The organism is Streptomyces sp. NBC_00104 (genome assembly GCF_045160825.1).
Classification (GTDB): domain Bacteria; phylum Actinomycetota; class Actinomycetes; order Streptomycetales; family Streptomycetaceae; genus Streptomyces.
On sequence record NZ_CP108215.1, the window covers coordinates 2,144,542 to 2,166,338 of the forward strand.

Below are 21,797 nucleotides of genomic sequence, written 5' to 3' on the forward strand. Positions count from 1 at the left end.
CCTAATTTCTGTCGCCCGACAGGTATTCGCGCCGCTCGGGCGCGAACGCTCGCGCCGCTTGTGCGAAAGCAGGTTGCCGCCATGACGAGCACCGCCCCCGATGTGCGTCCGGAGCCGCCCCGCTCCCCCGACGACCGTTCCCTGACCGAGTTCGGCTACCGCCAGGAGCTGCACCGCAGCCTGAGCAGGTACGCCTCGTTCGCCGCCGGTTTCTCCTTCATCTCGGTCCTCACGACCGTATTCCAGTTCTTCGCCTTCGGGTACGCGTTCGGCGGCCCGGTCTTCTTCTGGACCTGGCCGGCGGTGCTGCTGGGCCAACTGCTGGTGGCCGCGTGCTTCGCGGAGCTGGCGGCGCGCTACCCGATATCGGGCGCGATCTACCAGTGGTCGTCCCGACTGTCCAACCGGACGTTCGGCTGGTTCGCCGGCTGGATCATGGTGATCGGGCAGATCGTGGTGGTCGCGGCGGCCGCGCTCGCGCTGCAGATGGTGATGCCGGCGATCTGGTCGGGCTTCCAGATCGTGGGCGGCGACCCCACACCCACCTCACCCACGGGCGCGGCGAACGCGGCCGTCCTGGGCGTGATCCTGCTAGTCCTCACCACGGTCGTGAACTCCCTCGACAACCGGGTGCTTTCCGTCGTCAACCGGGTCGGCGTGACCGCCGAGATCATCGGCGCGATCCTGATCATCGTCCTCCTCCTCACGCACTCCGAGCGCTCCCCCGGCATCACCTTCCACACGGCCGAAGGCAGCACCGACCTGCTGGGCGCCCTGCTGGTGGGCTCGTTCATGGCGGCGTACGTGATGATCGGCTTCGACAGCGCGGGCGAGATGAGCGAGGAGACCCACCAGCCTCGCCGCACCGCGCCCCGCACGATCCTCACGGCACTCGGCGCGGCAGGCCTGCTCGGCGGTCTCATCGTCCTCGGCGGCCTGCTCGCCGCGCCGAGTCTCACCGACGGCAAGCTGGGCGTGGACGGCCTGAGTTACGTCCTGACCAGCAGCCTCGGCGACGGAGTGGGCCGCGTCCTGCTCGCCGACGTGGTGGTGGCGATCGCCGTGGCCACGCTCGCGATCCAGACGTCGGCCTGCCGCATGCTCTTCTCGATGGCCCGCGACGGCCAACTCCCCTTCGCCGGACGGCTCGCCAAGGTCAACCCGCGCACCGGCATGCCCACCGCCCCCGCCCTGGTCGTCGGCGTTCTCGCCGCCGCCCTGCTGCTCCTCAACTTCGCCTCACCGGAGGCGTTCCTGGCCATCGGCACCACCTGCATCGTCATGCTGTACCTGGCGTACGCGATGGTCACCGGCCCCCTCCTCATGCGGCGCCTCAAGGGCACCTTCCCCACCGACGGCACCGACGAGACCGACGAGACCGGCAAGCCCCTCTTCTCCCTCGGCCGCTGGGGCATCCCCGTCAACGCCCTCGCCCTCCTCTACGGCCTCTTCATGACCGTCAACCTGGCCTGGCCCCGAGCAGAGGTCTACGACCCCGCGGGCGGCCACTGGTGGTTCCAGTGGTTCACGCTGCTGTTCCTCCTGGCCACGGTGGCTACAGGCCTCCTCTACCGCCTGACACGTAACCGCGGCGCGCTCCCCGCCGGGGACACCGCTCCGGTGCCGCCAGGGCAACCCTGACAATCGAACAGGCGTGATCGAAGCAGGGGACATCTCCAGCCAGCCTGGGTATCATTCGTGACAAATTTTCAACCGAATGCGCCCCTTATGTGCCGCAGTACGCTACCCGTACGCCCCTTCACGGCGGCCGGTTGTCGCCCGCACGCTGGGATTGCAGCCAGAAGTGGGGACTTCTTGCGGAGGCTCGGGCTATGGCATCAAGTGGCGTTGGGGTCTCGATGGTCACCCCGGACATGCTCGCCTGGAAGGGCTCTGCGCGAGAGGCCCTGGAGCGGCTGTCAGACACGAGGGGGATTCAGGAACTGCTGCATCGTTCGCACGAACTCTGGTGCGGAGCGGATTGTGATCGCGATACGGCGTGTTCGTTCCTGCACTACGTGCGGAACCCGATGAAGGCCGACCGCCCCGCGACCACAAGGTCCCGGTACAACAAGCACACCGCTCACCTGTACGCCGTCATGGGCGGGGACGGATACGCGGGCCCGGTGGCCCAGTGCCACGAGGTGAATGTGTGGCCGCTGCTGGAAAAGGTGACGGAACGGTGGGACGCGGTACAGGCACGAGGCGGCGGGACTCCTGAGCACTACTCCGACTGGACGAAGAAGCGTGACACCGAAGCCGCCGACACGGTGTCACGCGCTTGCCGGGACACCATCCAGTGGATGGCCTGCTGGTGCGGTGAACGATTCGACGCGGATCCACTGGGGCTCCACTACATAGCCTTCGCCACCGTCATCGACGACATCTGCATACCCCCGCTCGATCTGGTCCAGGGCCGCTTCCGCATGTACGGCCGATCGGTACCCGACCTGGTGAGGGCGATGGACGCCGCCGGCTGGGGGCGCGACGCGGTCCACGCGCTGCTGTCACTGGTCCGGCAGGCCATCGTCCAGTACGCGGAGAAGATGGACTTCCCGCCGGGGGACGAACACGTCGGGCTCCAGGCCGCGCTGAACGACTCACCGAACATGTGGGACGGGGTCATGTTCCGGGGCAACACCGGAAACGCGTACGGAACCGCCATCATGGTGGCCCGGAACAGCGCGACAGGCCCCGTGTCCTTCCCCTGGCTCATGGACAGCGCGATCTGCGACTGCCTCTCCATGGATCTGTGCAAGTCCGCGCTCGGCATCTACTCCACGGACGATCATCAGCCGACATCGAGCACACACCGGGCCGACGAGCGGAAGGCCAGCTACCGGTCGATCTATCTCGACCTCATCGACGACCTGGTCTTCGCCGGCGCACCCGAGCCGTTGGTCCACTTCGGCCGCAGCGGCTTCCTCTTCGTACAGATCCAGGACCGTTACCAGGAACGCCGACAGGGAAGGCGCTTCCCGCTGGCTCCGCCGATGCTCCGCGAGCTCGAACGGCTCTTCGGCGAGGTACCGACGGACGAATGGCTCGACGAGGCCTTCACCGCGGCGAATCGAATCCGGCTCGCCGGGTCTCACGGTCACACCCGCGCCCAGGAGGTCGAACCGCCTCATCGTCTCCACCCGAGTGTGCCGCAGGAGACGCGGGCGACGAGGCTCCCCGCCTGACCGAGCGTGCCGGGCGGTGCCACCACCGCTCGTATGCTTGACCGTGATGAGACGCCGCACTCCGTCCCCGCCCTCACCCCTGCCGCAGCGCGACGGGGTGGATCCGGTGCGGGTGCGGTTGCCGGCCGGGGACGCGTGGGCGACGGTACGGGATCATCTCGTGGCGCGGCTCTCGGCCGGCGCCGAGGTGATCGACGGGATGCTCGACGCGGGGCTGATCGTGGACGTCACCGGGCGTCCGGTGCCGCGGGACATGGCGTACGCGCCGGGAACGTCCGTATGGTTCCACCGGGAGCTGCCCGACGAAGAGCGGGTGCCGTTCGAGATCGGTGTCCTGTACCGGGACGAGCACCTGGTGGTGGCCGACAAGCCACACTTCCTGGCCACCACTCCGCGCGGCAGCCATGTCGCCGAGACGGCCCTGGCCCGGCTGCGCAGACTCCTGGGCATCCCGACGCTCGGCGCCGCGCACCGGCTGGACCGGCTCACGGCCGGGGTGGTGCTGTTCACCGTGCGCCCCGAGGAGCGCGGCGCGTACCAGTCGCTCTTTCGGGACAGGCGGATGGCGAAGGAGTACGAGGCAGTCGCCCCGTACGACCCCGCGCTGGCTCTGCCGCGCACCGTCCGCAGCCGGATCCTGAAGGAGCGAGGGGTCATGGCGGCCTACGAGGTCGAAGGCGAACCCAACGCCGTCAGCCGGGTCGAGTTGCTGGAGCACCGAAACGGGCGAGCCCGGTACCGGCTGGTGCCGAGTACCGGGCAGACGCACCAACTGAGGGTGCACATGAGCGCGTTGGGGGTGCCGATCCTCGGCGATCCCCTGTATCCGGTGGTCACCGCGCCCGTGCCGGCCGGCGACTTCCGGCGACCGCTCCAACTGCTGGCGCGGAGCCTGGAGTTCACCGACCCGGTCACGGGGCGCGCGCACCGGTTCGTCAGCCCGCGTGAGCTGCGGGCCTGGTCCTCGTACGAGGTGTGGGCGACGTAGCGTCGGTGCCCGGTCGGCTCATTTGCCGCCGAACCAGCGCAGGATGCGCCGGAACACGCCTGGCCGGCGGGCCGGTTCGGGCTGCGGCGTGGGCTCGGCGGCCGGGGCGGCGGGTTCCGGGGACGTGGCCTGCGGCTGCTGTGTGCCGCCCCGCCGCTGATACGCGTCCTGCGCCGGAACAGGGTTGACGGCGGGCCGCTGCATGACGTCCTGCTGGGGCCTCGGCACGAACGTCACCGGCAGTTCCACCAGGTGCCGGTTGGAGATGGACGCCCGCCAGCGCAGTTCGTCCTCCGCGCAGGCGAGTTGGATGTCCGGAACGCGGGTCAGCAGCGCGTCGACGCCGACATCGGCGATGGCACGGCCGATGTCCTGGCCCGGGCACTCGTGGGGGCCGCCGCCGAAGGCGAGGTGCGAGCGGTTGCCCTGCATGTTGGCGTCGAGGTCGGGGCGGACGCGGGGGTCGACGTTGCCCGGTGCCATACCGAGGAGGAGTCCGTCGCCCTTGTGGATGCGCTGTCCGCCCAGTTCGGTCTCCTGCTTGGCGAAGTAGGCGAAGACGGTGCTGAACGGCGGTTCGTCCCACAGGGACTGCTCGACCGCCTCGGGGACGGTCATCTGGCCGCCCTTCAGCTGGGCGCGGAAGCCGGGGTCGGTGAGCACCACGCGCAGCACGTTGGCGAGGAGGTTGGCGGTGGCCTCGTAGGCGGCCAGGAGCACCACGCGCAGATGTTCCCTGACCTCGTCGTCGGTGAGTCCGGCCGGGTGCGTGACGAGGTGGCTGGTGAAGTCCTCCTGGGGCTGGGCGCGGCGGCGGGCGGTGAGCCGGTCGAGGGCGTCCATGACGTAGGCGTGGCTGACGAGCGCGGTCTCGCTGCCCTTCAGGCAGTCACGGGCGGCGTGCACCATCCGGTCGTCGTACTCCTCGGGCATGCCGAGGATCTCGCACATCACCGCCATCGGCAGGTGTTCGGCGAACTGGCCGACCAGATCGGCCCTGCCGTCCTCACAGAACTTGTTGACGAGGTGCTGGGTCGCTCGGTTGATGTAGCGGCGGATGCCCCGGTGGTCGATGGTCGACATGGCGCCGGTGACGGCGCCGCGCAGCCGCAGGTGCTCGTCGCCTTCGGCGTGGGCGCAGATGGGCTGCCAGGCGAAGTGCGGCATCAGCGGGTGGTCGGGCTTGACCGTGCCCTCCCGCATGGGGTTCCACAACCGGGTGTCCTTGCAGTACTGCGACGGCGTGCTCACCATGTGCATGTTCTCGCCATGGCCGAGCACCACCCAGATCGGCACGTCGTCGTGGAGCAGGGCGGGGGCCACCGACCCGTGTTCCGCGCGCAGTTTCTCGTACACGGCTCCCAGGTCCTCCGCCTCGGGGCCGTACAGCCGGCGCAGTCCGCCGGGGCCCGTGCCGTGGGCGGGGCAACCGGGGGGCGGCCCGAGCGTGGGGTCGTCCGTGCCGGTCAGGGAGTTTGATTCAGGCGTCACGGTGATCGCTCCGAACTGAGGTGGATCCGGTGTCTGGAAGGTTGCGGGGAGGCCGGGAAGGGACGTTCGTGCGGGACGGCACGGCTCCCGGCCGAGGGGACGGGCACGCGGCGCGCGCGTACAGGGCGTGCACGCGGCGCGCGTACCGCACGCGCGCGGGATGAGCACGCGGCGCGCGTGACGGGTCCGCGCACGGGACTCGTGCGGGACTCGTGCGGGGTTCACTCGGGGGTCACGCCGATGCCGCCCCCGACGCCGTCCCCGATGCCGCCGCTCCTGGCGTCGCCCCCGACATCGCCAGGGAGTGCAGGAACGTCATCAGGGTCATGAGGACGTCCCGGCTGGACGCCCGGCGGCGTGCGTCGCAGCGGATGATCGGGATCTCCGCGGCCAGGTCGAGGGCCTGACGCAGTTCGTCGATGGCGTAGCGGGGCCCGTCCGGGAAGTCGTTGACCGCCACGACGAAGGGCACACCGCGCTCCTCCAGGCGGCCCATGACGTCGAAGCTGACCTCCAGCCGACGGGTGTCGACCAGGACGACCGCGCCGAGGGCGCCCTCGAACAGGCCGTTCCACAGGAACCAGAAGCGCTCCTGTCCGGGGGTGCCGAACAGGTAGAGCACCAGCTCGTCCGTGATGCTGATGCGGCCGAAGTCCATGGCCACGGTGGTGGCCGTCTTGGACTTGGAGCCGAAGTTGTCGTCGACCCCGATGCCGGCCTGCGTCATGGTCTCCTCGGTCGTCAGCGGCCTGATCTCGCTGACGGACCCCACCATGGTCGTCTTGCCGACGCCGAAACCGCCCACGATCACGATCTTCGCCGCGGCCTGTGCGGTGTGCGGCAGGTGGTCCTCGGTCCGTGGACCCGTGATGGTGTCAGAGCTTTTGAAGTCCATGCATCACCGCTTCGAGGAGGGAACGGTCTGCCCGCGCCTGCCGGACGACCGGTGCGCGCGCCTGTACCAGTTCGGCCGTCAGCAGCTCGGTGAGCAGGACGGTCACCACGCTGATCGGCAGGTTGAGATAGGCCGAGATCTCGGCCACGGACAGGGGGGCCTGGCAGATCCGGAGCAGCGCCGTCTGTTCCGGAGCGGCGGACGGCGGCGGATCGGCGCGCGCCACGATTAACGTGACGAGGTCGATCGGAGCTCGCTCGCCGTCCTCGCCGGTGAGGATGTAGAGCCGCTCGGGGGGGCGCTCCCCCGTTCCGCCGACAGGGCCGCCGGTGAGGTCGTCCTGGGGCGGCGGGGGCGACGGCTCGTCCTTGGGCTGGCGCCGCTGGCGTTGCGGAGGCGTCATACGGTCTGCCCGTTCCGCCGCGGCGGACTGGTGAGGTGGGAGCCGATCCGGTCGACGAGGTCGCGCATGCGGTTGCTCATCAGTCCCGGCTCGGCGATCTCGTTGGCGAGCACCGCGAGATAGGCGTTGGAGCCGGCGGCCATCAGATAGAAGTAGCCGCCGTTGATCTCGATGATGACCATGCGCATGTGGCCGTCGCTCTGCGGGATCTCGCCGGCCACGGCGCCGGCCAGGCTCTGCAGCCCCGCGCAGGCCGCGGCGACCCGGTCGGCGGCGTCCGGGTCGCCGCCGTAGCGGGCGATCCGCAGGCCGTCGGCGGAGAGCACGACGATCTGCTGGATGCCGGGTACGCCGTCGGCCAGATCCTTCAGCATCCAGTCGAAATTGGCTCGTTGCTGGATCACTTGAGGTCCCCCTCGTCGTCGGCCTCGGTGCGGGCCGGCTCGGTGTTCGCGGTGACTGCGGTGGACGCCGTCGAGTCGTCCGGGTTCCGAAAAGCGTTCGGATCGGGGTCGCCCTTGAGCCCGGCCATGAACGCCTCGACCCACATGCCGGGCGGGGGCAGCTCCTTCTCGGGTTCGGGCTCCGGCTGCCACACGGGGGCGGCGGCCATGGCGGCCTCGGCCGCGGCCTCCGCGGCGGCGGCCTCGGCGTAGCGCTGGCTGAGCGGGATCTTGCTGCGGCTGCGGCGCTGCGGCAGGCCGTTGGCCGTCCACTCGGTGACGACGGGGACGTCGTCCTCCATGCCCTCGCCCATGTCCTCCGCGGAGCTCGGGATCCGCGGTCCGGTGGTCGGGCGGCGGCGCTTGGGCTTGCGGTTGGGTCCTTCGACGCCGCCGGTGTCCATGGTCGGTACGGCGGCGGCGCCGATGCCGTGGGCGAGGCCGGGGGCGGGCTCGTCGGTGAGCATGTCGCGGGGGACGACGACGACGGCGCGGACGCCGCCGTAGGCGGACGGACGCAGCGAGATCTGCATCTTGTACATGGTCGACAGGCGGCCCACGACGGCGAGGCCGAGGCGCGGGCTGTCGCCCATGTCCTGCATGTCCATGCCCTGCTGGGCCTGGGCGAGCATGTTCTCGACCTTGGCGCGAGTCTCCTCGCTGAGGCTGATGCCGCCGTCCTCGATCTCGATGGCGATGCCGGTCTGCACCTCCACGGCGGTGACGTGCACCTTGGTGTGGGGCGGTGAGTAGCGGGTGGCGTTGTCGAGGAGTTCGGCGCAGGCGTGGATGACCGGTTCGACGGAGACGCCGTTGACGTTGACCTTGGCGATCGAGTCGAGCTCGATACGGCGGTACTCCAGGATGCGGGACATGGCGCCGCGCAGCACGCTGTACAGCGGGACGGGCCGGGGCCACACACGGCCGGGGCGGCTGCCGCCGAGGACGGCGATGGAGTCGGCGAGGCGGCCGATCAGCGCGGTGCCGTGGTCGATGCGCAGCAGGTCGTCGAAGACCTCGGGGTTGCGCCCGTGGTCCTCCTCCATCTCCCGGAGTTCCTTGTTCTGCTGGTGGACGATCGCCTGGACACGGCGGGCGATGTTGACGAACGACCGCTGGGAGGAGTCGCGCAGCGCTTCCTCGCGGTCGACGATGGTGAGGAGGGTGCGGATCAAGTCGCGCTGCGACTGGGGAAGTTCGCGCCACTCGGCGTCACCGTCGATGACATGACGAATCACCTCTGAGGGGGATTCTCCGCCGCGCAGCCGGTACAGCGCGGCGGGCAGGATCTCCTTGCCCAGCCGGGTGAATTCCTGGTCGTGGGCGGTGATCCGCTGTTCGAGGAAGGCGGTCCGCCGCTGCTGTTCGGCGCGCAGTTCGCGGACCGTCCGACGGCCGCCGCGCACCGCGACGACGGCGACCACGATCAGCAGGAGCGTCGCGACGGCTCCGCACACGCCGACGGCGAGCCGGGCCGGCCCCGTCACCAGGGAGACGGTGGTTCCGGTCGCCGCGGCCATCAGTATCGCGGGGAGCGACAGTACGCGCGCGTAGGGAAGTTCACGGCCACCGGGAGGCGATTGAACACTCACCATGTATGCCCTCTAAAGACAGATCGGCTGAAGGTCGGGGGACTTGCGGGGAGTTGCTGGAGGTTGCTCGGGTTCATCCGCGAATCAAACTGGATCTTCGGTATTTTTTGGAACAAGCGCACGAATACATCTCAACTCGGTGCGCTGCGGGCGAGCTTAGTCCGACCGGATCATCGCTGTGTCATATTCAGCAACCGCCTGAAATCACCCTCGCGACAGGAGTACGCTCTGGTTATTTACACGCTGGGGCGCCATTCGCACACACTGCGTAACGGCGCACAGGCATACGAAAAGAGCCCCTTGACAGGGTGAATCGGTGCCGGGGCCGAGTGCCGGGGGCGCGCTCCTCAGACGCCGGCGATGCGCAGCGCGGCGTCCGCCGTTGCCTCGGCAAAGGCGGCGACGGGGCGGTCCGGGCCCGAGCGGTGGACGAGGATGACGCCCTCGATCAGCCCGAAGACGAGATCCGTCCGCAGATCCAGCTCACTCTTGGCGAGCGCCCCTCCCGCGGCCGTCGCCGCGATCAACTGCCGGTAGGCGTCCTTGAGTTCGGCCCGTACGGCATGGAAGCCGGCGAAGCGTTCGGCGCGGACCTCCGGGAGCAGGTAGAGGCCGCCGAGGTTGTGCGGGCCCCCGCAGAGGAGGGCGACGTCGGCCCGACACAGCTCCCAGAGCCGTCCCTCGGGGCGGGCGCCGTCCTTGGCGAGCAGCTCACGGGCGTACGCGAGCGACGGGGTGACCGTGGACTCCAGCAGTTCGGCGAGCAGCTCCTCCTTGCCGGAGACGTAGTGGTACATGGTCGCCTGACGCATACCGGCGCGCTCGGCGACGGCCCGCGTGGTGGTGGCCGCGTAGCCCCGCGTCGTGAACAACTCGGCGGCGGCCACGAGCAGTTCGTCCCGGGGCGACAGCCCGCTCTCCGGCCGCCCTTCGGCCCGGGGCCTGCCGACCCGCCGTCCACCGGTGCCGCCCGAGCTTCCCATGCGTTCGATCCTCGCACACGGCGCCCACCCACCCGTGGTGACCGATCGCACGGTTCCCCGCACCCCCGGCGAGGCACGATCATCGTGAGGGGTCGGTAACCGCCTCGCAACACAAGGGACATGGCGTCGACGCGCCCCCCTTCTAATTTCTGTCGCACGACAGAAATACACGCCGCACCCGGAGGTCCCGCGATGGCGACATCGACGACGTACGGAGCACGTGATCACGCCCGAGCCCAGGAGGGCGCCCAGGCCGAGGCTATGCCCGTGGTGCCCGCGAACCGCTGGCCGACCCCACCCTGCGAGGCCGAACGACTGGTGTGGGCCGAGACGGTGGCGGGCGGCAACTACACGCACCGCGTACTGGCCCGGGGCACCGAGGTCCGGCTGACCGATCTGCACGGCGACGCGTGCGCGCATCTGCTCCTGCACCACGCGGAGCGCCCCTGGGAGCGGCTGAACGTCGCCGACACCGTCAAGGTCCAGTGGAACGCCTACCTGGGCGAGGGCGTCCTGCTCCTGTCCGACCAGGGCCGCGTCCTCGCCTCGGTCGTCGCGGACACCTCCGGTCGCCACGACGCGCTGTGCGGCACCTCCACCCTCGTACGCAACACCGAGCGGTACGGGGACGGCAGCCCGCAGTCCCCCTCCCCCGCCGGACGCGAACTGTTCAAGCTGGCCGCCGCCAAGAACGGCCTCGAACCCCGGGACCTCCCGCCCTCGCTCTCGTTCTTCCAGGGCGTGGACGTACGCGAGGACGGCACCCTCGACTTCACCGGCTCCGCCGGCCCCGGCGCCGCCGTGACCCTGCGCACCGAGCAGGACGTGACCGTGCTGCTCGCCAACGTGCCGCACCCGGCCGACCCGCGCCCCGAGTACGTCAGCACCGCGCTGGAGGTGCTCGCCTGGCGCGCCGACCCGACCCGCCCCGGCGACCCCCTGTGGGACGCCACGCCCGAGGGCCGCCGTGCCTTCCTGAACACGGCCGAGTTCCTCGCCGCGAGGGGGATCGCATGAAGACCGGGGATCGTATGGAGACCGGGGATGACGTGAAGACCGGGGATCGCATGAAGACCGGGGATCGCATGAAGACCGTCGTTCCGGCCAGGGCGGCCTGGTCGTCCGTGATCCGCGCCGGCGAGACCCTCACCCTCACCGATCTGCACGGCAACCAGGCCGTCGACTTCCTCGTCTACGACGCCCACGACACGGCCGTCCGCTACAGCGCGCCCGACACGATCCACGCGCAGGGCGGCATCTTCCTCACCACCGGCAGTGTGCTGATGTCCAACGAGCACACCCCGCTGATGACCGTGGTCGCCGACGACGTGGGCCGGCACGACACGGTCGGCGGCGCCTGTTCCAAGGAGTCGAACACCCTGCGCTACGGGCACCACACCTGGTCGCAGCACGCCTGCGTGGACAACTTCCTCGCGGAGGGCGCCAGGCACGGCCTCGGCAAGCGCGACCTCGTGTCGAACATCAACTGGTACATGAACGTGCCGGTCGAGAAGGACGGCACCCTCGGCATCGTCGACGGCCTCTCCGCACCGGGCCTCGCCCTCACCCTGCGCGCCGAGTGCGACGTACTCGTCCTGGTCTCCAACTGCCCCCAGATCAACAACCCCTGCAACGGCTTCGACCCGACGGCCGTGGAGATGACCGTCGAGGCGCCCGCCCAGGACGAGAGTGCGCCCGCCCAGGACGAGAGCACACCCGAGCAAGGCCGGGGCACACCCGAGCAGGGCCGGGGCGCGTCCAGGCAGGCCCAGGGGGACCCGGCATGACCTTCGACACCCTGCTCGTCGCCAACCGGGGCGAGATCGCCGTCCGCGTCATCCGCACCGCCCGCGAACTGGGCCTGCGGACGGTCGCCGTGTACTCCGACGCCGACCGCGCCGCCCCCCATGTCCGGCTCGCCGACGAGGCGGTGCGGCTCGGCCCGGCGCCCGCGAAGGAGTCGTACCTCGACGCGGACCTGGTCCTGAAGGCCGCCAAGGACACGGGCGCGGGCGCCATCCACCCCGGCTACGGCTTCCTCTCCGAGGACGCTGACTTCGCCCGCCGCTGCGAGGACGCGGACATCGTGTTCGTCGGCCCCACCCCCGACCAGCTGGAGCTGTTCGGCGCGAAGCACACCGCTCGGGCGGCCGCCGAGGCCGCGGGCGTCCCGCTCCTGCCCGGCACCGACCTGCTCCCCTCGCTCGACGAAGCCCTCGACCACGCCTCGGCCATCGGCTACCCGGTGATGCTCAAGGCCACCGGTGGAGGCGGCGGTATCGGTATGTCGGCGTGTCGATCCGCCGACGAACTGGCCGAGGCCTGGGAGCGGGTGCAGCGCGTCGCCGCCGCCTCCTTCTCCTCGGCAGGCGTCTACCTCGAACGCCTCGTCGAGCGGGCCCGCCATGTCGAGGTGCAGGTCTTCGGCGACGGCGACGGTCTCGTCGTCACCTTCGGCGACCGCGACTGCTCCCTGCAGCGCCGCCACCAGAAGGTCGTCGAGGAGGCCCCGGCCCCCGGTCTCCCCGACCACGTGCGCGAGCGGCTCACCGCCTCCGCCCGCGACCTGTGCGCGAGCGTCGAGTACCGGTCCGCCGGAACCGTCGAGTTCGTCTACGACGCCGCACGCGAGGAGGCGTACTTCCTGGAGGTGAACACCCGCCTCCAGGTGGAACACCCGGTCACCGAGGAGGTCTACGGCGTCGACCTCGTCGCCTGGATGCTGCGCCTGGCCCGCGGCGACTCCGCCGTCGTCCGGGCCCCGGGGCAACCCCGCGGCCACGCGGTCGAGGCCCGTGTCTACGCCGAGGACCCCTCCCGTGAACACCGGCCGAGCGCGGGTCTGTTGACCCGGGTCGAGTTCCCGCAGGGCGTCCGCGTCGACGGCTGGGTCGAGACGGGCACCGAGGTCACCACGTCCTACGACCCGATGCTCGCCAAGGTCGTCGCGTACGGCTCCGACCGCGCGCACGCCCTGCGCCGGCTCGACGAGGCGCTGGCCAGGACCCGGGTCGACGGCATCGAGACGAACCTGGGCCTGGTCAGGGCGGCCCTCGACGACCCGGACTTCCGGCGGGCCACCCACTCCACGGCCACCCTCGCGACCGTGACCGACCCGACCCCCCGCATCGAGGTCGTCTCCGGCGGCACCCTCACCACCGTCCAGGACTGGCCCGGCCGTACCGGCTACTGGCAGGTCGGCGTCCCGCCCTGCGGCCCCATGGACGACCTCTCCTTCCGGCTCGGCAACCGGGCACTCGGCAACCCCGAGGGCGCCCCGGGCCTGGAATGCACCCTCCAGGGTCCCTCCCTCCGCTTCACCCACGCCACCACGGTCTGTGTGACGGGCGCCCCTGCCCACGTCACCCTGGACGGCTCACCGATCGCGCACTGGGAGCCGGTGACCGTGCCCGCCGGAGCAGTACTGGCCGTCGGCGCCCCCACGGAACACGGACTGCGCACCTACGTCCTCTTCGCGGGCGGCGGCCTGGACGTCCCGTCGTTCCTGGGCAGCGCGGCCACCTTCACCCTGGGCCGCTTCGGCGGCCACGGCGGCCGGGCGCTGCGCACGGGCGACGTCCTGCGCGGCGGAACGGTCACGGCGGAGGGAAGCCCCGTCCCGCCGGGAGCACGCCCGTCCTTCACCTCCTCCTGGCAGGTGGCCGCCCTCGAAGGCCCGCACGCGGCACCGGAGTTCTTCACCGAGGAGGACATCCACGAGTTCTACGCGGCCGACTGGAAGGTCCATTTCAACTCGGCCCGCACCGGGGTACGGCTGGTCGGCCCGAAGCCCCGCTGGGCCCGCACCGACGGCGGCGAGGCGGGCCTGCACCCCTCCAACATCCACGACACCCCGTACTCGGTCGGCGCCGTCGACTACACCGGCGACATGCCGGTCCTCCTCGGCCCCGACGGCCCCTCCCTCGGCGGCTTCGTCTGCCCGGCCACGGTCGTCTCCACCGAACGCTGGAAGCTCGGCCAGCTGCGCCCGGGAGACACGGTCCGCTTCCTCCCGGTGGCGGACGACGCCTCGCCCCGGGCCGCGATCGTCGACGGCGGGGTCCTGGCCCGCGACGGCGACGTGACGTACCGCCGGAGCGGCGACGACAACCTCCTGATCGAGTTCGGCCCCATGCAGCTCGACCTGGCGCTGCGCATGCGGGTGCACGCCCTGATGGAGGCGGTCACCGAAGCGGGCCTCGACGGCGTCACCGACCTCACCCCCGGCATCCGCTCCCTCCAGATCCAGACGGACCCGACGCTGCTGCCGCAGACCGAACTCCTCACCGTGGTACGGCAGATCGTGTCGGCCATGCCCCCGGCGGACGAACTCGTCGTCCCCTCCCGCACGATCCACCTCCCCCTCTCCTGGGACGACCCCGCGACCCGCGAGGCCATCGCCCGCTACATGGCGGGCGTCCGCGACGACGCGCCCTGGTGCCCCTGGAACATCGAGTTCATCCGCCGCGTCAACGGCCTGGACTCGGTGGCCGACGTGTACGACACGGTCTTCGCCGCCGAGTACCTGGTCCTGGGCCTGGGCGACGTCTATCTGGGCGCCCCGGTGGCGACCCCGCTGGACCCCCGCCACCGCCTGGTGACGACGAAGTACAACCCGGCCCGGACGTGGACGGCGGAGAACTCGGTCGGCATAGGCGGCGCGTACCTCTGCGTCTACGGCATGGAGGGCCCCGGCGGCTACCAGTTCGTCGGCCGCACCACCCAGGTCTGGTCCCCCTGGCAGCAACGCGGCGCCTTCGAGCCCGGCTCCCCCTGGCTGCTCCGCTTCTTCGACCGCGTCAAGTGGTACCCGGTGGACCCCGACGAACTGCTGGCCCTCCGCGCGGACATCGTGTCGGGCCGCTTCGTACCGCGTGTGGAGCACGGCACTTTCTCGCTGGCCGCGTACGAGACGTTCCTCGCGGAACACGCCGACTCCATCGCCGAGTTCAGGTCCCGGCAGCAGACCGCCTTCGCTGCGGAGAGGGCGGCCTGGGAGGCCGCCGGCGAGTTCACGAGAGCGGAATCGGCGACCGCCGCACCGACGCCCCCGGCGGAGGTGCGCGTCCCCGAGGGCGGCCACCTGATCGAAGCCGAGTTCGCTGCCTCGGTCTGGCAACTCCACATACGGCCCGGCGACCAGGTGACCGCCGGCCAGCCCCTGCTGACCCTGGAGGCCATGAAGATGGAGTCCCGCGTCCTCTCCCCGACGGACGGCGTGGTCGAGCAGATCCTCACCGGGCCGGGGGCTCAGGTGGAGGCGGGCACGGCCCTGGTCGTCCTGGCACCGACCGGCACCGGGGAGGAGTGAGAACCTGCCGGATGGCCCACGCCCGACCACTCCGCCGCACCCCACACACCGCCCGACGGCACGCGCCCGACCATTCCGCCGCACCCCACACACCGCCCGACGGCACGCGGCCGGCCGCACACCACCGGGCACCTCACAACCCCGCCGGTGGTGTGTGGGCAGTCGTTCCGCAGGGCGGAACGGGTGGGCACACACCACCCACCGGCCCGCAGCCGACGGAACCACCCCAGCCGAGGAGCACCGATGTCGCAGTCCCAGACCCTCACCAGAGTCCGCATGGCCTACGCCCGCATCGACGCCGTGGACCGCCCCGAGATCTGGATCGACCTACGCCCCCAGGCCGAGGTCGAGGCCGAGGCCCGCTCCATCGACGAACGGCTCACCGCAGGCGACCACCTCCCCCTGGCCGGCCGCCTCTTCGCCGCGAAGGGCAACATCGACGTCCACGGCCTCCCCACGACCGCAGGCTGCCCGGCCTACGCGTACACCCCCGAGGCCGACGCCCCGGTCGTCGCCCGCCTCCGCCAGGCCGGCGCCCTCGTCCTCGGCACCACCAACCTCGACCAGTTCGCCACCGGCCTCGTCGGCACCCGCTCCCCGCACGGCGCCGTACGCAACGCCCACGACCCGTCCCGCATCAGCGGCGGTTCCAGCTCCGGCTCGGCCGTGGCGGTGGCGCTCGGCATCGTCGACTTCGCCCTGGGCACCGACACGGCGGGCTCCGGCAGGGTCCCCGCCGCCTTCAACGGCATCGTCGGCCTGAAGCCCACCCGGGGCCTGGTCCCCACCACCGGCGTGGTTCCGGCCTGCGCCTCGATCGACTGCGTCACGGTGTTCGCCCGCACCCTCCCGGAGGCCGAACAGGCCCTCGCCCACATGGCCTCCCCGCCCGACCGAGCCCTCCCGTCGCTCCCCCGGCGCACTCCGGGCCCGTGGCGCATCGCGGTCCCCCCGCGCGAGCAGCTCGGCGAGCTGGACGAGGGCTGGGCTGAGGCGTACGAAGCGGCCGTGATCCGTCTCGCGGCCTCGGGCGCGGACGTACGCCCCCTCGACCTGACCCCCTTCACCGAGGCCGCGGCCATGCTCTACCAGGGTGCGTTCGTGGCCGAGCGCTACACCGCGGTCGGAAGCTTTGTCGACAAGGCGATCGCGGACGGCGTCGACTCCCTGGACCCCACGGTCGCCGGCATCATCAGCCGAGCCCGCGACATCCCGGCCCACCAGCTCTTCGCCGACCAGGACCGGCTGGCGGCGCTGCGCACCCGGGCCCTCACCGAACTGGCGGACGCGGACGCCCTGTTGCTGCCGACGGCACCGGGCCACCCCACGCTCGCCGACGTCGCCGCCGACCCGCTGGGCGAAAACGCCCGCCTCGGCCGTTTCACCAACTCCACGAACCTCTTCGACCTGGCGGCGGTCGCCGTCCCCGCGGGCGAGGTGAACGGCCTCCCCTTCGGCGTCATGCTGATCGGCCCGGCCTTCACCGACGACCGTCTGGCCCGCCTCGCCGCCCTCCTCCAGCCGGAGACCCTCCTGGCGGTGGTGGGCGCCCATCTCTCGGGCCAGCCGCTGAACCCCCAACTCCTGTCCCTGGGCGCCCGCCTGGAGCGAACCACCGGTACGGCCCCCGTCTATCGCCTCCACGCCCTCCGCACGACCCCGCCCAAGCCGGGCCTGGTCCACGTGGGCGAGGGCGGCGCATCCATCGAGACCGAGCTCTGGCGCCTCCCCGCAGAGGGCCTGGGCCGCCTCCTGACAGCCCTCCCCCGCCCCATGACCCTGGGCAGCATCGAACTGTCCGACGGCACCCGGGCCCCGGGGTTCCTCTGCGAGCCATCAGCCCTGGAAGCCGCCCCGGACATCACGGAGTACGGCGGCTGGCGAAGCTACCTGGCCCGCTGAACAGCGCCCGCGCTCCCCGTCCGGGGTGCGCGGGCCGACATCCGTCCGGGGCGCTCGGGCCGACATCCGTCCGGGGCGCGGGGAACCGCGCGACCAGCCGCACCCCGCCCCCACACCGGGCCGAAAACCCGAAGACTCACCCCACCGAGGAGTAAGCCACAACCCCCCGCAACAGCCCGTCAACGGCCTTCCGCGCGCTCTTCCCCACGGTCGACCCGGGCGGCGCCGCCGCCGAGATCTGCCCCAGCACGTCGAGCACCTGCTTGCACCACCGCACGAAGTCACCCGCGGGCATCTCCGCCTCCCGCAGCACCTCGTCGAGCCCCGACCCCGAGGCCCACATGTACGCGGCCCAGGCGAAGCCGAGGTCGGGCTCCCGCTGCCCCACCCCTTCGCTCTGCGTGATCCGGAACTCCTCCTCCAGCGCGTCCAGCCGCCCCCAGATCCGCACCATCTCCCCGAGCGCGGCCTTGGCGTTCCCGGACGGCAGCTTCGGCGCCATCGCGTCGTCCGCGGCCCGGGCCTCGTACACCAGCGCGGAAACACAGGCCGCCAGCTCGGCGGGGCCGAGCCCTTCCCAGACACCCGACCGCAGACATTCGCTCGCCAGCAGATCCAGCTCGCCGTAGAGCCGCGCGAGCCGCTTGCCGTGCTCGGTGACCTCGTCACCCCGCAGGTAGTCCAACTCGGTCAGCAGGGCGACGATCCGGTCGAAGGTCCGGGCGATCGTGTTCGTCCGCCCCTCGATCCGCCGCTCCAACTGCGCGGTGTCCCGCTTGAGCCGGTAGTACCGCTCGGCCCACCGCGCATGGTCCTCACGGTCGCTGCACCCGTGGCAGGGATGCGCCCGCAGCTCGGCCCGCAGCCGGGCGATCTCACGGTCGTCCGCGGCGGCGGCCCTGCGCTTGCGGTGCCGGTCGGGCTCGATGTGCCCTGCCTTGGTGCGCAGCGCCGACGCCAGGTCCCGCCGCGACTGAGGCGAACGCGGGTTGAAGGACTTCGGGATCCGCATCCGCTCCAGCGCCTCCACCGGCACCGGGAAGTCCATGGACGCCAGCCGCTTGACCTGCCGCTCGGCGGTCAGCACCAGCGGACGCGGCCCGTCGTGGTGCTCGAACCCCCGGTGCCCGTTCGAGCGCCCGGCGGGCAGCCCCGGGTCCAACACCAGCGCCAGACCCGCGTACTTGCCGGTGGGGACATGGATGACGTCACCCGGCTTCAGCTTCTCCAGCGCGACGGCGGCCTCGGCGCGCCGCTGGGCGGCCCCCTGCTTGGCCAGTTCGGTCTCGCGGTCCTTCAACTCCCGCCGCAGACGCGCGTACTCCTCGAAGTCCCCGAGGTGGCAGGTCATGGACTCCTGGTAGCCCTCCAGCCCCTCCTCGTTGCGCTGCACCTGCCGGGAGATCCCGACGACCGACTTGTCGGCCTGGAACTGCGCGAACGAGGTCTCCAGCAGCTCGCGCGAGCGGTGCCGGCCGAACTGCTCGACCAGGTTGACCGCCATGTTGTACGACGGCTTGAAGCTGGAGCGCAGCGGATAGGTACGGGTGCCCGCGAGTCCGGCCAGGTGGTCGGGGTTCATACCGCGCTGCCAGAGCACGACGGCGTGGCCCTCGACGTCGATGCCGCGCCGGCCCGCACGCCCCGTCAGCTGGGTGTACTCCCCGGGGGTGATGTCGGCGTGCTGCTCGCCGTTCCACTTGACGAGCTTCTCCAACACCACCGAGCGGGCGGGCATGTTGATGCCGAGTGCGAGGGTCTCGGTGGCGAACACGGCCTTGACCAGGCCGCGTACGAAGAGTTCCTCGACGACCTCCTTGAACGTCGGCAGCATGCCCGCGTGGTGGGCCGCGATGCCGCGCTCCAGGCCTTCCAACCACTCGTAGTAGCCGAGGACATGGAGGTCCTCGTTCGGGATCGACGCCGTGCGCTCCTCGACCAGGGCGCGGACCCTGAGCCGGGCGTCGTCGTCGTTCAGCCGGAGCCCCGCGTACAGGCACTGCTGGACTGCGGCCTCGCAGGCGGCGCGGCTGAAGATGAAGGTGATGGCGGGCAACAGGCCTTCGGAGTCGAGCCGTTCGATGACTTCGGGCCGGCTCGGGATCCAGATCCGGGAGCGCTGTCTGCGCTCGCGCTCACGGTCGGCCTCACGCATGGCGCGGCCGCGTCGGCGGTCCTGGAAGGAGGGGCGGCTGGCCTCCATCCGCGCCATGCGCGTGAGGTCGGGGTTGACGGCCTTCTTGTTGCCCTCGCCCTCCTCGAAGAGGTCGTACATCCGCCGCCCGGCGAGCACGTGCTGGAACAGCGGCACGGGCCGGTGCTCGGAGACGATCACATCGGTGTCGCCGCGCACGGTGTCCAGCCAGTCGCCGAACTCCTCCGCGTTCGACACGGTGGCCGACAGGGAGACGAGGGTGACCGACTCGGGGAGGTGGATGATCACCTCTTCCCAGACGGCGCCGCGGAAGCGGTCGGAGAGGTAGTGCACCTCGTCCATGACCACGTACCCGAGGCCGAGGAGGGTCTGGGAGCCCGCGTACAGCATGTTCCGCAGGACCTCGGTGGTCATCACGACCACGGGGGCGTCGGAGTTGACGCTGTTGTCACCGGTGAGCAGGCCGACCCTGTCGGCGCCGTAGCGGCGGCACAGGTCGGCGTACTTCTGGTTCGACAGCGCCTTGATGGGTGTCGTGTAGAAGCACTTCTTGCCCTGTTGGAGGGCGAGGTGGACGGCGAACTCGCCGACGATCGTCTTGCCTGAGCCGGTGGGGGCGGCCACCAGGACGCCCTTGCCGGCCTCCAGCGCCTGGCAGGCCTCGATCTGGAACGGGTCGAGACCGAAGTCGTACATCTCGCGGAAGGAAGCGAGCGCGGTGGCCTGCTCGGCAGCGCGCCTACGTGCTGCCGCATACCGCTCGGCCGGTGAGAGGTCCTCTGTCATCGTGCTTTCGAGCGTACCGGGCCCCACTGACAACAGGACGATCATTATCCGGATCGTGCCACCGTCGAGATCCGGACCGCCGTCCGTCCGAAAAGGAATCCGAGAACGACGAGACGGCGAGAACGGCGGTGGGCCCCACCGAGAACCTTCGGTGGGGCCCACTGTCGTCGTCGCCGCACTCGGCGCGGTGGCCGGTGCTCAGGTGGCGTCGTCGTATCCGTTGATCCGTTCCCGCTCGGGCTCCGTCTGCGCGGGGAGCGCCTTGGCCGCCGAAACGGTCTCGATCTCACCGACGTCCTCGGGCGTGAGGTCCAGCTCGGAGGCCTCGTCGTCGGCGGGGCCCAGCGCGTCGCGCCGCCGCCTGCGCTTGTCGTTCAGCAGGGAGAACCCGGTGGCCACGAAGTAGAGCGCGATGATCGGCGCGGCGAGCGAGAGCATCGAGACCGGGTCGACGGTCGGGGTGGCGAACGCGGCGAACACGGTGACGCCCATGATCATGGCCCGCCACCAGCCCAGCATCCGGCGACCGGTGACCATGCCGGTCATGTTCAGCATGACCAGCACGAGCGGCAGCTCGAAGGAGAGCCCGAAGACGATCACCATGCGGGTCACGAGGTCCAGCAGCTCGTCCAGTGGCAGCAGGTTGACGGCGTTCTCAGGAGTGAAGTCGAGCAGGACCTCGGCAGCCGCGGGCAGCACGTGGTACGAGAAGTAGGCGCCCACCATGAAGAGGGGGAAGCCCGCCGCCACGAACGCCATCGAGTAGCGCTTCTCGTGCCGGTGCAGACCCGGCGCGATGAAGGCCCAGAGCTGATACAGCCAGACCGGGCTGGCGATGACCACACCGGCCGTCAGGGACACCTTGATCATCAACGTGAACGGGCCCATCAGACCCGACATCGTGATGTTGCCGCAGGCTCCCTTGCTCTCCTTGGCGAGCTCCGTGAAGTCGCGCGTGCAGCCGACGGCTTCCTGGACGGGCCGGGTGAGGAAGTTGATGATCTCCTGATAGAAGACCAGACCCACCACCGAGGCCAGCACGATGGCCAGGAGCGCTTTGCCGAGCCGGTTGCGGAGCTCGCGAAGGTGCTCCACGAGGGGCATCCGCCCCTCGGGATCCTTCTCCTTGTTGCGGGCAGACTTGAGCAACCCACGTCCTCATCTCGTGCGGCAGGCCGGAAGTCTTGTCCGGCCTTGCGTCAGCGCTTGGTCGTGTCCGTCGGCTCGGCGACCGGGCGGGAGCTGGTCACATCGCCGGGGGCGGCCTGGATGGTGCGCTGCGCGGGGGCCTCGCCGTTCGGGTGCGGAGGCGCGGCCGCCGCGGTGGTGTCGTCCTGGCCGTCGGACTTCATGGCCTTGGCCTCGCTCTTGAGGATGCGGGCGGACTTGCCCAGCGAACGCGCCATGTCCGGAAGCTTCTTCGCACCGAACAGCAGGATGATGACGACGAGGATCAGAATGATCTCGGTGGGGCCGAGCCTACCCATAGCTGTCTACCTTCTTCACCGAGGCGGCGGGTGGGTGCTGTCCGACCGGTCGGACAGGTGTCCGAACGATCGTACTGGCAACGATCGTAACGCTCAGGGGTGAATGCTGGGCAATGCCTGTGCGTACTCCCGATTCGCGACCCGGGCCTCGTTCTCCGTGCCGCGACAGGCAGCGT

16 protein-coding genes are annotated in these 21,797 nt (G+C 70.8%); 7 read left to right on the forward strand and 9 right to left on the reverse strand.

Annotated features, from left to right (window positions below; translation table 11 throughout):
* Window positions 1-81: 81 nt before the first annotated feature.
* The 3 genes from OG272_RS09330 to OG272_RS09340 all read left to right on the forward strand — a co-directional run bounded on the left by OG272_RS09330 (window position 82) and on the right by OG272_RS09340 (window position 4,173).
* Window positions 82-1,641, forward strand: a complete 1,560-nt coding sequence (locus OG272_RS09330; RefSeq protein WP_327730505.1) for an amino acid permease — start codon at window positions 82-84, stop codon at window positions 1,639-1,641.
* A gap of 389 nt (window positions 1,642-2,030) precedes the next feature.
* On the forward strand, window positions 2,031-3,185 hold the full coding sequence (locus OG272_RS09335; protein WP_327750254.1) for a hypothetical protein: 1,155 nt from the start codon (window positions 2,031-2,033) through the stop codon (window positions 3,183-3,185).
* Window positions 3,186-3,231: 46 nt separating this feature from the next.
* Window positions 3,232-4,173: an RluA family pseudouridine synthase gene (locus tag OG272_RS09340; protein WP_327730503.1), complete on the forward strand. Its 942-nt coding sequence runs from the start codon at window positions 3,232-3,234 to the stop codon at window positions 4,171-4,173.
* Window positions 4,174-4,191: 18 nt separating this feature from the next.
* Here OG272_RS09340 and OG272_RS09345 read toward each other — a convergent pair whose 3' ends face one another.
* The 6 genes from OG272_RS09345 to OG272_RS09370 all read right to left on the reverse strand — a co-directional run bounded on the left by OG272_RS09345 (window position 4,192) and on the right by OG272_RS09370 (window position 9,980).
* Window positions 4,192-5,664 (reverse strand): cytochrome P450, encoded by a 1,473-nt coding sequence (locus OG272_RS09345; protein WP_328222630.1) that lies wholly within the window; start codon window positions 5,662-5,664, stop codon window positions 4,192-4,194.
* A 232-nt stretch (window positions 5,665-5,896) separates the two neighbouring features.
* The gene (locus OG272_RS09350) at window positions 5,897-6,559 is read right to left on the reverse strand and encodes an ATP/GTP-binding protein (RefSeq protein ID WP_326583984.1); all 663 of its coding nucleotides are present in this window, start codon (window positions 6,557-6,559) and stop codon (window positions 5,897-5,899) included.
* The gene (locus tag OG272_RS09355) at window positions 6,540-6,962 is read right to left on the reverse strand and encodes a DUF742 domain-containing protein (RefSeq protein WP_327730501.1); all 423 of its coding nucleotides are present in this window, start codon (window positions 6,960-6,962) and stop codon (window positions 6,540-6,542) included. The genes OG272_RS09350 and OG272_RS09355 overlap by 20 nt, the downstream gene beginning before the upstream one ends.
* Window positions 6,959-7,366, reverse strand: a complete 408-nt coding sequence (locus tag OG272_RS09360; protein ID WP_326583982.1) for a roadblock/LC7 domain-containing protein — start codon at window positions 7,364-7,366, stop codon at window positions 6,959-6,961. The genes OG272_RS09355 and OG272_RS09360 overlap by 4 nt, the downstream gene beginning before the upstream one ends.
* The gene (locus tag OG272_RS09365; RefSeq protein ID WP_405893051.1) at window positions 7,363-9,000 is read right to left on the reverse strand and encodes a sensor histidine kinase; all 1,638 of its coding nucleotides are present in this window, start codon (window positions 8,998-9,000) and stop codon (window positions 7,363-7,365) included. The genes OG272_RS09360 and OG272_RS09365 overlap by 4 nt, the downstream gene beginning before the upstream one ends.
* Before the next feature lie 344 nt (window positions 9,001-9,344).
* Window positions 9,345-9,980 (reverse strand): TetR/AcrR family transcriptional regulator, encoded by a 636-nt coding sequence (locus OG272_RS09370; RefSeq protein ID WP_405893053.1) that lies wholly within the window; start codon window positions 9,978-9,980, stop codon window positions 9,345-9,347.
* Window positions 9,981-10,172: 192 nt separating this feature from the next.
* Between OG272_RS09370 and OG272_RS09375 the strand changes: the two genes are divergently transcribed.
* From OG272_RS09375 to atzF, 4 genes are all read left to right on the forward strand, one after another.
* Window positions 10,173-10,997, forward strand: coding sequence for an urea amidolyase associated protein UAAP1 (locus OG272_RS09375; protein WP_405893054.1), 825 nt, complete (start codon window positions 10,173-10,175; stop codon window positions 10,995-10,997).
* 68 nt (window positions 10,998-11,065) lie between these two features.
* The gene (locus OG272_RS09380; protein WP_405896003.1) at window positions 11,066-11,767 is read left to right on the forward strand and encodes an urea amidolyase associated protein UAAP2; all 702 of its coding nucleotides are present in this window, start codon (window positions 11,066-11,068) and stop codon (window positions 11,765-11,767) included.
* On the forward strand, window positions 11,764-15,291 hold the full coding sequence (locus OG272_RS09385; RefSeq protein WP_405893055.1) for a 5-oxoprolinase/urea amidolyase family protein: 3,528 nt from the start codon (window positions 11,764-11,766) through the stop codon (window positions 15,289-15,291). The genes OG272_RS09380 and OG272_RS09385 overlap by 4 nt, the downstream gene beginning before the upstream one ends.
* Window positions 15,292-15,534: 243 nt before the next feature.
* A complete protein-coding gene (atzF, locus tag OG272_RS09390; RefSeq protein WP_405893056.1) occupies window positions 15,535-17,193 on the forward strand; it encodes an allophanate hydrolase in 1,659 nt (552 codons plus the stop codon).
* Between the two features lie 136 nt (window positions 17,194-17,329).
* Here the strand turns inward: atzF and OG272_RS09395 are convergent, their stop codons facing one another.
* The 3 genes from OG272_RS09395 to tatA all read right to left on the reverse strand — a co-directional run bounded on the left by OG272_RS09395 (window position 17,330) and on the right by tatA (window position 21,621).
* A complete protein-coding gene (locus tag OG272_RS09395) occupies window positions 17,330-20,179 on the reverse strand; it encodes a DEAD/DEAH box helicase (RefSeq protein ID WP_327730495.1) in 2,850 nt (949 codons plus the stop codon).
* A gap of 153 nt (window positions 20,180-20,332) precedes the next feature.
* Entirely contained in the window at window positions 20,333-21,283 is a 951-nt protein-coding gene (gene tatC, locus OG272_RS09400; RefSeq protein WP_405893058.1) for a twin-arginine translocase subunit TatC, read from the reverse strand.
* Between the two features lie 50 nt (window positions 21,284-21,333).
* Window positions 21,334-21,621, reverse strand: coding sequence for a Sec-independent protein translocase subunit TatA (gene tatA / locus OG272_RS09405; protein WP_327730493.1), 288 nt, complete (start codon window positions 21,619-21,621; stop codon window positions 21,334-21,336).
* Window positions 21,622-21,797: the final 176 nt, after the last annotated feature.